General features: G+C 36.2%; 13 protein-coding genes and 1 other RNA gene. 7 read left to right on the forward strand and 7 right to left on the reverse strand.

Translation table 11 applies throughout. The annotated features are described in order from the left end of the window. Positions 1–12 precede the first annotated feature (12 nt). Positions 13–966: a thymidylate synthase gene (locus BN986_RS14465; RefSeq protein ID WP_040981327.1), complete on the reverse strand. Its 954-nt coding sequence runs from the start codon at positions 964–966 to the stop codon at positions 13–15. A 745-nt stretch (positions 967–1711) separates the two neighbouring features. On the opposite strand from BN986_RS14465, the gene BN986_RS14470 reads away from it, so the two are divergent. From BN986_RS14470 to BN986_RS27100, 5 genes are all read left to right on the forward strand, one after another. Further along, positions 1712–1912, forward strand: coding sequence for a cold-shock protein (locus BN986_RS14470; RefSeq protein WP_040981329.1), 201 nt, complete (start codon positions 1712–1714; stop codon positions 1910–1912). Positions 1913–2256: 344 nt separating this feature from the next. Further along, positions 2257–2367 carry a cytochrome c oxidase subunit 2A gene (locus BN986_RS26270; RefSeq protein ID WP_074435684.1) on the forward strand — a complete coding sequence of 37 codons (111 nt, stop codon included), beginning with the start codon at positions 2257–2259 and terminating at the stop codon, positions 2365–2367. Positions 2368–2385: 18 nt separating this feature from the next. Then, the gene (locus tag BN986_RS14475; protein ID WP_040981331.1) at positions 2386–2919 is read left to right on the forward strand and encodes a cytochrome c oxidase subunit II; all 534 of its coding nucleotides are present in this window, start codon (positions 2386–2388) and stop codon (positions 2917–2919) included. 61 nt (positions 2920–2980) lie between these two features. After that, positions 2981–4573, forward strand: coding sequence for a b(o/a)3-type cytochrome-c oxidase subunit 1 (locus BN986_RS14480; protein WP_392392295.1), 1593 nt, complete (start codon positions 2981–2983; stop codon positions 4571–4573). 21 nt (positions 4574–4594) lie between these two features. Beyond that, entirely contained in the window at positions 4595–4741 is a 147-nt protein-coding gene (locus BN986_RS27100) for a hypothetical protein (protein WP_157037085.1), read from the forward strand. A 577-nt stretch (positions 4742–5318) separates the two neighbouring features. Here the strand turns inward: BN986_RS27100 and BN986_RS14485 are convergent. From BN986_RS14485 to BN986_RS14505, 6 genes are all read right to left on the reverse strand, one after another. Then, entirely contained in the window at positions 5319–6446 is a 1128-nt protein-coding gene (locus BN986_RS14485; RefSeq protein ID WP_040981336.1) for a THUMP domain-containing class I SAM-dependent RNA methyltransferase, read from the reverse strand. 223 nt (positions 6447–6669) lie between these two features. Further along, positions 6670–7051: RNase P RNA component class B (rnpB, locus tag BN986_RS26275), an RNA gene on the reverse strand. A gap of 56 nt (positions 7052–7107) precedes the next feature. Then, positions 7108–7422, reverse strand: a complete 315-nt coding sequence (gene gpsB, locus BN986_RS14490) for a cell division regulator GpsB (RefSeq protein WP_040981338.1) — start codon at positions 7420–7422, stop codon at positions 7108–7110. A gap of 169 nt (positions 7423–7591) precedes the next feature. After that, positions 7592–7984, reverse strand: a complete 393-nt coding sequence (locus tag BN986_RS14495) for a cytidine deaminase (RefSeq protein ID WP_040981340.1) — start codon at positions 7982–7984, stop codon at positions 7592–7594. 36 nt (positions 7985–8020) lie between these two features. Further along, positions 8021–8380, reverse strand: a complete 360-nt coding sequence (locus BN986_RS14500) for a DUF1798 family protein (RefSeq protein WP_040981342.1) — start codon at positions 8378–8380, stop codon at positions 8021–8023. A gap of 160 nt (positions 8381–8540) precedes the next feature. Beyond that, entirely contained in the window at positions 8541–8756 is a 216-nt protein-coding gene (locus BN986_RS14505) for a hypothetical protein (RefSeq protein ID WP_040981344.1), read from the reverse strand. A gap of 720 nt (positions 8757–9476) precedes the next feature. Between BN986_RS14505 and recU the strand changes: the two genes are divergently transcribed. Together recU and BN986_RS14515 are read left to right on the forward strand one after the other, a co-directional pair. Beyond that, positions 9477–10055 carry a Holliday junction resolvase RecU gene (recU, locus tag BN986_RS14510; RefSeq protein WP_040981346.1) on the forward strand — a complete coding sequence of 193 codons (579 nt, stop codon included), beginning with the start codon at positions 9477–9479 and terminating at the stop codon, positions 10053–10055. A gap of 17 nt (positions 10056–10072) precedes the next feature. After that, positions 10073–13018 (forward strand): transglycosylase domain-containing protein, encoded by a 2946-nt coding sequence (locus BN986_RS14515; RefSeq protein WP_040981348.1) that lies wholly within the window; start codon positions 10073–10075, stop codon positions 13016–13018. Positions 13019–13111 lie beyond the last annotated feature (93 nt).

Raw genomic sequence — 13111 nt, forward strand, 5'->3', positions numbered from 1 at the left:
TGAATGCTCTCTTTAAACGGCAATTGGTGCTTTAATTGCAGGATGCGGATGATAATTTTCAATTTCCAAATCCGTTATGTCGATATCAAAAATAGACTTGTCAGGGGCGTTTATTTTTAATTTCGGCATTTCTCTAATATCTCTTTCTAACTGTAAATTTACTTGTTCCACATGATTGGAATAAATATGTGCATCTCCAAAGGTATGAACAAACTCACCTACCTCTAAACCACATTCATGTGCAATTAAATGAGTTAATAAAGCATAACTCGCAATGTTAAAAGGAACACCGATAAAGACATCTGCACTACGTTGATATAGCTGACAAGATAATTTTCCATCCGCTACATAAAATTGAAATAAGGTATGACAAGGTGGCAAAGCCATAGTTGGAATATCTTCTGGATTCCAAGCCGATACAATATGGCGCCTGGAATTTGGATTATTTTTAATGGCTTCAATAGTTTCTTTTAATTGATCAATGGATTCTCCTTTAGATGTTTGCCAATCTCTCCACTGTTTTCCATATACGGAACCTAAATCTCCATATTTTTCAGCAAATGCGTCATCGTTTAATATTTTTTCTTTAAACAGCTCCATTTGTTGATCATATTCTTCTTTAAAAGCAGCATCTTTTTGACTGCGTATACCAAAATTTGTCATATCTGGTCCGGTGTATTCCGAACTTTTAATCCATTTCTCAAAAGCCCATTCGTTCCAAATATTATTATTGTGCTTCAATAAATAACGAATGTTTGTATCCCCTTTGATAAACCATAATAACTCCGTTGCAATTAACCGGAATGGAACCTTTTTCGTAGTTAACAATGGGAAGCCCTTTTGTAAATCAAATCGAATTTGATGTCCAAAAACAGAATATGTACCTGTGTTTGTCCGGTCATCACGGTCTTTCCCTGTATCTAATATTTGACGGCATAATTCAATATAACCCTGTTCTCCTTGCATGAATAATCCTCCTCGAAATATTGAAGCTAATATATCATTCTTTGTATAATTCTCATTACATTCTTACTTTAAATCTACCATTGATTTGAATACATATAAAGACATCAAGGTGAAACCCTGTAACAAGCATATTGTAATCGGCGTGCGATTATTTCTCCAATTAAAATTTTGGAGCAACCATAGTGATGCTCGTCTGCTGCCTATAGATAAAAAAAGTATGCAACAGTGGCTGTAGAGTTTTGATCAATCATTATTATAACAGAAAAACCCTCTTTATATGTTGTTTCTCAACTTTAAATTAAATTATCTAAAATTGAGAAAAGGATGTCTAAAAATCTCCAAATGAGGAGCAACAAATTAATATCCTTCTACTAAGAACACATACCTTTTAAAGTTCGGGTGCACAAATAATTTCCTAGAGACGAATAAGCCTAATCCCAGTTTGTCTAGATTATAGCAGACTACTCTTTTCCTGAATTTTTTTAATACCCGCTTTAAATTCAAAACTTTTTGATTATTATATAAAAATGGTAAGGTTTTCTTGACTATGAAAAAAATTTAAGCTAATATAGTTACAAGCAAAGAAGATAGTTCGGAATCATTAGAGTGTAAAGGTAGCTTCGATAGATAGAAGTGGATGATTATGATCCCGTTCTTCTATCGGAAGCTGCCTTTTTTCATATTTCGTTCTTCTGCTTTGTAATCACACGCGTTTTACGTGGAAGTATTTAGGAGGAAATTTAACATGGAAAACGGAGTAGTAAAATGGTTTAATGCAGAAAAAGGCTACGGGTTTATTCAATTAGAAGAAGGGAATGATATTTTCGTACACTATTCTGCCATTCAAGAAGAAGGATTCAAAACTTTAGAAGAAGGACAAGAAGTTTCCTTTGATGTTGTTGAAGGTGAACGTGGTCCACAGGCTGCAAATGTTGTAAAAAAATAAATATCATTATAGATGAAAGCAGGGTTCTATTTAGGAGCCCTGCTTTTTTTATACGTTAAGATGTATAAAGAATGTAAGGAAAAAAGCTCCACTATACTCCTCCCTCCCTTGCTCAATAAAATGTCCCTTTTATCATTTTACCCACTAAATGCTGTCAAGACTTTCTTTTGTTTGTTCATTAAAAAGTCACAAACTTTTCTAACCAAAAAGTTTGTAAAATAACGAAATCAACCCCTTTGTGAAGAATTGAACGAATTGTGAAAAGTTTGATTTAGCCGCGTTTACAGAGCTTTTTTTAGATATGATAGACATATAGGCAAGAAGTTACAAAAGGGGTGAATCACATGAAAAAACCTGAACCTAATTTAAAAGGTACATTTTTTTCCGTAATTACTATAGGGGTTATTATTCTTATCAGCTGGTTTGCAGTATTTTTATTATTTTTATCGCGCTAAAGAAGGAGGAGAAAGAGGATGCATTTACACAAATATGAGAAGGTCTGGCTTATCTTCGGTAGTGGGTCACTTGTATTATTTTTATTAATACTTGGATTTGGAGCATTTTATTTAGGTACACACCCGCAAAGCCACGGAGCTACCATTGACCCTGAAAATATTGAAGCAAACGAAGCGTTTCAGAGAGAAAATCTTGGACTTACACAAGTAGATGATGATAGATACATCGTTAATGTTGTGGCAAGTGCCTTCAATTATGACTTAGGAAGTGACGAGGAAGGAAATCCGGTATCACATATTGAAATTCCTAAAGGATCTACGGTTTTATTTCAAGTAGTCACAACAGATGTTATTCACGGATTTAATGTTGCTGGTACCAACGTTAATATGATGGTTGAACCAGGGTATATCAGCAGCTTGGAAGTGGAGCTTAATCAAACAGGAGAATTTACATTAGTATGTAACGAATATTGTGGCGTAGGACATCACAATATGTTTGCAACAGTGGAGGTGGTCGACGATGAGTCTGGCAATGAAACAGCAGCCGAGTGAAGAAATTAATTTAACACCTTTAAGTATCACAAAACCGCAAGCGAAATTATATCTTTCATTTATGTATGTGGCATTTATTTCTTTATTTATTGGTGGATTAATGGGTTTATTACAAGTATTGGTACGAACAGGTGATTTTCAACTTCCGCTTGGTATCGGCTATTATCAAATACTTACTTTACATGGGGTAATTCTTGCATTAGTATTAACAACATTTTTCATTATTGGGTTCCAATATTCCTTATTAGGTAAAACAGTTGGAATGTCTGATAAACAACGAAAGCTTGGCTGGCTTTCTTTTTGGATAATGACGATAGGAACAGCTTTAACAGGAACAGCCATTTTACTTGGTGAAGCAAATGTTCTATATACCTTCTATGCACCATTAAAAGCTCATCCTATTTTTTATATCGGGCTTACACTTGTAGTTGTCGGCTCCTGGATTGCGGCTTTTGTAAATTGGCATCAAGTCTATGTTTGGAAAAAAGCTCATCCGGATCAAAAAACACCGCTTTTAGCATTTATGGTGACGATCAATATGATTATGTGGGTTATTTGTTCCATTGGTGTAGCAGTAGCCGTTCTGGTCCAATTTATCCCATGGTCATTAGGTTATGCAGAAACAATAAATGTTTTGTTAAGCCGTACGTTATTCTGGTATTTTGGACATCCACTTGTTTATTTCTGGTTATTGCCTGCATATATGGCATGGTACGCTATTTTGCCAAAGATTATTGGCGGAAAAATATTTAGTGATTCGTTAGCAAGACTTTCTTTTGTTTTGTTCTTGTTTTTCTCTATTCCTGTCGGCTTTCACCATCAGCTGACAGAGCCGGGAATTGACCCGACATGGAAATTTATTCAAGTCGTTCTTACCTTTATGGTTATTATTCCGAGTTTAATGACCGCATTTTCCATGTTTGCCATGTTCGAAACTACTGGCAGAAAACAAGGTGCAACCGGGCTATTTGACTGGTTTAAAAAATTACCTTGGAAAGATGTCCGTTTTGTAGCACCGTTTGTAGGAATGCTTGCGTTTATCCCTGGTGGAGCGGGTGGTATTATTAACGCATCCCATCAATTGAATACGCTTGTTCATAATACGATCTGGGTTACAGGACACTTTCATTTAACCGTTGCAACAACCGTTATTCTTACTTTCTTTGGAATCGCATACTGGCTGATACCGCATTTAACTGGCAGGAAGCTGACTCCAAGGATTCATAAGCTGGGAATATACCAGACGATTATATGGGCTGTCGGCATGCTGATTATGTCTGGAGCCATGCATATTCAAGGACTCTTAGGAGGTCCAAGAAGATCTTCTTTCTCCGAATACAGCGGTACGGAACAAGCGGCTGAATGGGTTGGTTATCAAACTGCTCAGGCTGTAGGAGGATCCCTTCTGTTTATTGGTATTGTCCTGATGGTATATATCTTTATAGATTTAGTTGCGTTTGCTCCTGAAGGTGAAGAAGAATATCCTATTGCAGAAGAAGAAGAGGATGCAGAACCTACACCACGATGGATGGAAAATTGGAAGTTGTGGATTGGAATTACGATCGCTTTGATTTTATTTGCATATACGATTCCAATGATTGATATTATTCAAAACGCACCGCCAGGATCTCCTCCGTTTGATGGTATTTTATAAGGGGAATTTATCTGGTAAATGATGAACAAAAAAATATATAAAAACCTCGAAAGTGATTTCAAGCATAAGCTGGACCGTGAATTAACAAAAGCTGAAAAAGAATTTTTTAAATGGATTGCAGAAAAACATGTGTCTGAAGAAGGAAAAAAGAATCCATTTATAAAGTAACTGTTTCCATGTCTTTTTCAATTCACTGCTAGAGAATGGAAAAATAAAGCGATTAAATCCTCATGCAACTTGTTAAAACATAAAAAGAATCCGTTTTGAAGGTTAATCAAAACGGATTCTTTTTATTAACTTTAGATGAGCTTTTCAAGATATTTTCAGATAACTTGTCATTTTCTGTTTAAGCTTTGAAAATGAAAACTCCACTTTCAATATGAGGGTTATAAGGAACTTACTCTTCTTTTGATTAACAACATAATATTTTGATATATCTTCTTGATCATTTTTAGAGTAAATGGTAAGAGGATAAATTTCATTATCCAGAGTAATGAAATACCATATCACTATATCCGCTATATTTCCCTTTGCTTGCGTCTGGGTTTTCTAGCCTTATTTAACTATTCTATTACCTTTTAATTTTAATCCTGATACTCATTTCCTTTTTCAAACTTCTTTACTTCCATGACTTGATAATTATTTTGATTCGTCACATAATTTTCCTCTAATCCTTGCAATCATTTCTTTATAGGATCGTTTAGGCAATATACCTTTTCTTATTTGTTCTACTTCATTAAGATAACTACTCTTTCTTCCCAAAATATTGATAGTAGTTCGTTTGAATAAATCCATTAAACAGCTTACGTTTCTTTGTAGCTACTTTTCCGTACATTTTTTCAAATTGTTCATAAGCTGTAATGATATACATACTCCATGATGGATGTTGACTCATAACGCTACCTAAATCTCGATACATCTTCTCTACTTCTTCTCTATCACTTAGACGTTCTCCATACGGCGGGTTACTGATTAAATAGCCATTTTTTTGTTTAATCGCGAGATCGCTGACCTGCATCTGTTTCCATTGGATCAAATCCCCGAGTCCTGCTTCCAGTGCATTTGCCTGAGCTGTTTCAATCATCTGATGGCTAATATCGGACCCAGTAATGAATAAAGGTTGATCATAGTTCGCCACTTCTTCCGCTTCTGTAAAAGCTGTATCCCAATGTTTTTGTTTTACAAAACTCCATTCTTCAGAAGCAAACTCACGATTAAATCCAGGCGCAATATTTTGTCCAATAAAAGCAGCTTCAATTAAAATCGTTCCTGAACCACAGAATGGATCGATTAAAGGCTCGTCAGGCTTCCAATTGGTTAATTTAACAAGTGCTGCAGCAAGCGTCTCTTTTAAAGGAGCTTCCCCCTGCCCGACGCGGTAACCGCGCTTATGTAAGCCTGTCCCAGAAGTATCAATCGTCAAGGTTGCTTCATCCTTTAATAGAGCAACTTCTGTTTTATAAAGTGCTCCGGATTCTTCCAGCTTATTGACAAGACCATATTTTAATTTCATACGTTCTACAATCGCTTTTTTCACAATGGCTTGACAATCTGGTACACTGTATAAAGTCGATTTGACAGATTTCCCTGATACAGGTATTTGTCCCGTTTCATCAATATAGTTTTCCCAAGGAAGCGCTTTGGTCTGTTCAAATAATTCATCAAATGTTTTTGCCTGAAACGTGCCAACCAGAATCTTCACGCGGTCAGCTGTTCTTAACCATAAATTACATCTGGGGATTGCAGAAATTGGCGCGTCAAAGATAACTTTCCCGTTTTCTACAGTTGCTTCATATCCCAGGTCTTTTACTTCTTTTGCAACAATCGATTCAAGGCCCATCGCTGCTGTAGCAATTAAAGTTACTTGTTTCATTTTTATATCCCTCTCAGGTTTTAATATAGTGTTCATTAGAAAAACGCCTTAACACAAGGATGTGCAAATTTTGGAATTTCTATAAAAAATCGTTTTTATTATACTTGGTATTTCAACATTTTTACTACGCCATCTTTTAGATTTCTTAACGTATAAAAAGAAAAAAAGATTCTATTTCATTTTATTGAAAATAGAATCCGTTCGTTAGTACGACCCTTAAATGTCTGATAAGCCATGTTCTGTTCCATTGTACTACAAACGGTGGTCAACCTCGTACGCCGGTTGTAATCATCTATCTACAGCTATTGCTGTCCCTCGTTCAGTTCATTTCCCTACTAAAGGATGCCCCTACCATTATTTGGGTTGCTCACTCGTGGGGTTTACCTCGTTCCACCTAATGTATTTCCACACTAGCTACGTCACTGTGGCACTTTCAAGAGAGCTTGCATATCACAAAAGTAACTTAGCATAGCTCATCTGCCGTTAGTTTATAAAAACTACCTTGACTTATGACTTCATCAAGCACGAACACTACAGACATCGCAGCCTGTGTGAGCATGGACTTTCCTCTATATCCAATAAGGACATAGCGATTACATAGACATTTAAGCAACCTAGAACATTCTAGCAGAATTCGATAGATAAATCAAATCTCTATTCCTTATTCATCAGAATCAGCGTATCTTTTTCCAAATACAGCTTTTTCGAGATTAGATAAACGTTTTAAAACATCGTAATTCACCTGTGAACTTTGTTGTGTTGAACGTGCTCTTGGTGCTTCTGTTGTAGGTCGATTGTTTTTCAATTTTTCAATTTCTTCATTTAAGCGATCAATTTCCTGTTTGAAATTATCGTAATCTTGAATAATGATATCTAAAAATTCATCTACTTCCTCCTGAGAGTAACCTCTGATCCCTGTTTTAAAATCTTTTTCTAAAATTTTCTTTCCACTAAGTTGAACGCGATCAATACTCATTACCAAATCACCTCTGAAATATACTATGCTTGTTATTTTCTATCATGTGTTTTCATTTTAACATTATTTTATATTAAATAAAGCTATTATAACATAAAAAAGGAAACTGGCTATCAGTCTCCTTCTAAAATTTTAAATCTCTCACAATGATTCGGTTTTAAATTTCTTTTTACTCCATATCTTCCTTCTGAAATGAAAAAGGCAGTAACTGATCTGTGGTGACGGTTTGAACATTTTTGTTTAAATTAGTTAAATGAATTGTCATATCCGGATCAAAAAATTCGCTCATTACTTGTCTACAGGTTCCACACGGTGGTACCGGACGTTTTGTATCTGCTGCAACAGCCATTTCTGTAAATTCTGTTTCCCCGTCGGAAATGGCTTTAAAGATAGCAACCCGTTCTGCACAGCAAGTAGATGGATAAGCCGCATTTTCAATGTTACACCCCGTATAGATTTTACCTGAACTTGTTAATAGCGCTGCACCTACTGGAAATTCAGAATAAGGTACATAAGCTTTCGTTCTCATTTGAATTGCTTTTTCCAATAATTTTTCTTTCATGCCAATCTTCCCCCTGACTCCATCATCTGAAACGTTTTAATTTTCTTCTTCTAGTGTATCTAGTAGTAAATCAAAAACATATCGAATGGATGTATATAGTTCTATATATCTTTTTCTTCTGACATCCAAATAATAACTATGCATCAATAATAATTCCATATTTTCTCGTGTGGATTGAATTTGGTTTGGATGTACAGATGCTTTTCTTTCTTTTACTGCAGCGGAAGCATCTTTTTCCCAGGTTTCTAATAAATCGTAGATAGGTGCCGTTTCTTCTTTTACCAAATTAAAAAAATCTCGATCTTTTCGATCACTTGGAGCTTCACTATTATCAAATCTTTCTCGTAGTGTTTCTAAATATTGATTTAATTTTTCTGTTTGTTCACTGAGCTTCATTTCATGTCATCCTTCAATTTCAAACTGCATATTTTTCTTTTCATGTTTATAAGTGAATTTTATCATATATTCGATAGAAAAGTCATGGACAACATATTCAATAACTTATTTATCACGGAGAACCGCCCGTAAAGCTCCCGCTGAAATAAGTTTCGTTTTATTATAAGAGCTGCTTCAATCTTTGAATTTCCGTCTCTGTTTGTCTCAAGCTATTCGTTTTTGTTTGAAATTGCACCCATACTTCACTATCTACCTTTGCTTTTAATTTTAGATGAATTAAAGCAAGCTGTTCCTGGATTTGTTCTATTTGTTTTTCCATATCTTTTTTACTGTATCCGTTACTTTCTTCGGGAATGATTGATTTTGAAAGAAGCATATTTTATTCTCCTCCTATTTTATAAAAATAAAATGGTATCATTTTAATCCTGATATGCTACTTATTCCACATAAAAAAGCTAACTACCTTCTTGTTCGACAAAACTAGAACAATCAAAACAAAACTAGTGCAAAACTGTAATGTTTTACACAAAATTAGACAAGCTATATAGTGAAACTTCATTTTACGGAGTTTCACATATCTTCTTAACACAACAGAATGAGCCTGTTAATGGCCTGATCACCAGCAGGAAAGTAAACAGGAACGCCCGTTTAAAATTAGAAAAGAAGGAGGTTATTACTCATGAAGTCCTCAAAAGGTCAGCAAAAAACAAATGCTAATAACAAAAAGAATAATAATGAAAAAACAAGGGACAAGAAAGTAGCTGGACCTAATCGCCCTTCAACTTAAATTTTTAAAATGTGATTTCATTTTCCAACCTAATTATGTTTTGCGACGGTATATTACCGGCAGAATAATAATTAGGTTCTTTTTAACTTTTGACCCTTATGAATATATGTATATATGCGTAGGTTATGTAAGGTTGAGGAAAAGGTTAGTTCATTTTGTTTTCTCCATATTTTAGCCATATCTTTCAAGATTTCGCACCCTATAATTCGTTTCCTTCTTGAATTTATATTATAATATATGGTGTACTGGTTTTATATATATCCTGATTGTTGTTTTTCATTCAGGATATTGTGTTAGGAGGCTAGAAAAATGAATTATCCAAATGGTCAGCGTAAACCACTAACCATAAAACCAAAGCAAACAAGTTTTAGCAGGAGAGGAATGACGCTTGAAGAGGAAATAAATGAAACGACAGATTTTTATCGAATGCAAGGACTGGCAGTTATTCATAAAAAACCGACACCCGTGCAAATTGTAAATGTTCATTATCCAAAGCGAAGTGCTGCAGTAATTACTGAAGCATATTTTAAACAGGCATCAACCACTGATTATAATGGCATTTATAAAGGAAAGTATATTGACTTTGAGGCAAAGGAAACGAAAAATAAAACATCCTTCCCTCTCGCAAACATTCATGAACATCAAGTTCATCACATGCAACAAGTAATAGAGCACGGTGGAATCAGTTTTATTATTTTACGGTTTCGAGCTTATGAAGAAACTTATCTATTCGATGCAAAAGATTTATTTGTTTGCTGGCAGGAGCAATTTGATGGTGGTAAGAAATCAATCTCCTATGATTATGTAAAGCAGTCGGGATATCTTATTCCCTTTCATTATCAGAAAAAAGTTGATTTTTTATCTGTTGTTGATAAGCTCTACCTATAGATATGGAGGTATAAAGAATGGCAGATCAAAATAGCCAGACAAGAGCTGCTAGAAGAAAGCAGCAAGGAAAGAAATTAAAGAAGAAAAAGAAACAGCCAATTTGGAAGAAAATCATTAAGATTACGCTGTTATTATTGTTGATATTATTCTTAAGTGGGGCTGCTGTTGGTGCCTATTGGGTTGCAACGGCACCAGATATTGAGGAAGATCAGTTAACTGTCCCTTTTGCTTCGACACTTTATGATAAAAATGGTGATGAATTAGCTATTTTATCTTCAGATGAAAAAAGGCAGGAAGTAAAATTTGAAGAACTGCCGGATTTACTTATCGATGCTGTTACAGCTACAGAGGACGTCCGTTTTTTTGATCATAATGGTGTAGATGTCAGACGTATCGGCGGAGCAGTCCGCGCTAACTTTACAAGCGGATTTGGTTCTCAAGGTGCAAGTACCATTACACAGCAAGTTGTAGAGCGTGCATTTTTAAGTAATGAGAAAAAAATAAGTATTAAAGTCCAAGAAATGTGGATGGCTATGAAATTAGAAAGACAATACAGTAAAGAAGAAATCATGGAAATGTACTTAAATAGTATTTTTTATGGAGCAAATTCTTATGGTGTTGCCCAAGCTGCACAAACCTATTTTGGAAAAGATGATTTAAATGATCTTACTTTACCGGAAGCTGCTATTTTAGCCGGTTTGCCGCAACGTCCGACAGCCTATAATCCATTTGAAAACCCGGAATTAACGGAAGAGCGGATGAATACGGTATTAAATCTGATGGTACGTCATGGTAAGATTACAGAAGCAGAAGCAGATGAAGCAAGAAGTGTCGATGTCGCTTCCCTATTAACTGAAGATCGCCCTGACCCTTCACCGTATGATGCGTTTATTGAGCAAGTTCGCAGCGAAATCAATGAAAAGTTAGATGATGTTGAGCTTGATTCAGATGGATTAAAAGTGTATACAACACTTGATCCGGATGCACAGCCATATGTTGAAAGTCTCCTTGAAGAAGAGGAATCATCAATCAGTTACCCTGATAATACGCAAGCAGCTATGGTTGTACTAGATACACAAAGTGGAGCTATCCAAGCAATTGGTGGCAACCTTAATAATGAAGTGGGTTATAATTACGCTATCAGAGGGTCAACCCAAGCGGGTTCCACTGCAAAACCAATTATGTCTTATGGTCCAGCGATTGAATATAATCAAATGTCAACGTACCACCAGTTAGATGATGAAGGTCCTTATGAAATTGAAGGATCTAATCCAATAAGGAATGCTACCAGAACTTACAATGGCTGGGTAACTGCAAGATATGCATTACAACAATCTCTAAACGTCCCGGCGGTCAAATTGATGGAAGAGGTCGGCCCTGAGAATTCAAAAGAATTTGCTGAAAATCTCGGCTTTGAATTTGAATCAGATTACCTTGACCTCCGTGAAGCGATTGGCGGTACAGCCACGGAAGTTACACCGATGCAAATGGCAGGAGCATATAGCGCATTTGGTAATGAAGGAAATTATACAGAACCGTATGCTGTGACAAAAGTAGAATTCTCGGATGGCCGTGAAATTGATTTAACACCAGAATCAGAACAAGTTATGGAAGATTATACAGCTTATATGGTAACGGATATGCTTAAGTCGGTTGTTAGTTCTGGTACGGGTACAAATGCAGGTGTCCCTGGGCTAGACGTTGCCGGTAAGACTGGCACAACGACAATGGATGGCCAGGAAGGAAGTCGGGATGCCTGGTTTGTCGGCTATACAACAAACTATACGATCGCAGCGTGGACAGGCGGTTATGATTCGGAAGGCGGCGGCCGAGTTCCGCTACAGGATACAACCTTGTCTCAACAAATGTTCCAGCAGACGATGAGTCATTTATCTGAAGGTATTGAGACTCCTGACTTTACACAACCAGATTCTGTTGTTGAGTTGACCATCGAAAAAGGAACGAATCCAGCGGCATTAGCAAGTGACAGCACACCAAGTGATAACAAAGTGACAGAGTTATTTGTCAAGGGCACCGAACCAAGCCAAGTATCTGAACGCTATGAAGAGTTAGATGCCGTAAGCGGACTTTCTGGAAGTTATAATGAAGACAATAATTCCATTGAAGTATCTTGGGATTATGATACCGATTCGGAAGAAGATGTTAATTTCGATGTAAGTGCCAGCATTGATGGCGGCAGTATGCAATCCCTCTCTTCTACCAGCGATACATCCATGGAAATTTCAGATGTGGAAGAAGGAGCAGAGTATACGATACAGGTTATTGCCGAAAGAGGCTCTTTATCTAGTGACCCTGCTACCACTACTGTTCAAGTTCCGGGTGGCGATGAAGAAGACGAGGAAGAAGAGAAAGAAGAAATACCTGGAGTGAGTGGTCTTTCCGCCGAATACGATGGAAATGACACCATTGATGTTTCATGGAGTTATGATGGACCATCTGCTAATTTTGAAGTAAGTGTAAATGGTGAAACGGAAAGTGTCGGCTCTGAAAGTATCAGTGTTAATGGCGTAACACCAGGAGAATATAATATAACCGTAACACCAATCAGTGGAGAAGATAGTAATATTCAAGGTCCTTCTTCATCAACAAGCGTAACAGTCCCTGAAGAAGAGGACGAGGAAGAAGAAGCTGAAGAGGAAGAACCTCCGGAAGAAGAAAATGACTCAGAATCGGATTCTGATTCTGGCTCTGACTCGGATTCGTCTGATGAATCGAATGATAATGATTCGAATGGTAATGAAGACAATAATAACAATGATAATAATAATGACGATTCCAATAGTGATAATAACAACGGTGAGTCAGAGAACCAAGAAGAACAAGAGGAAGATAATAATTCAGAGGAAAATAATGATTCAAATGACGAAGATTCAGGTGACTCTTCCCCTCAAAATGAATCAGAGAATAACAACAGTGAAGATGAAGAAGACTCTAATGAATAAAAAACAATCCCGACCTATAAAATGGTCGGGATTGTTTTTTTCATAAATAGAAATATATAGACTGTCATTTTTGCTCAACTATAGATTTTGGTG

This window comes from Oceanobacillus jeddahensis, assembly GCF_000750635.1.
Lineage (GTDB): Bacteria > Bacillota > Bacilli > Bacillales > Amphibacillaceae > Oceanobacillus > Oceanobacillus jeddahense.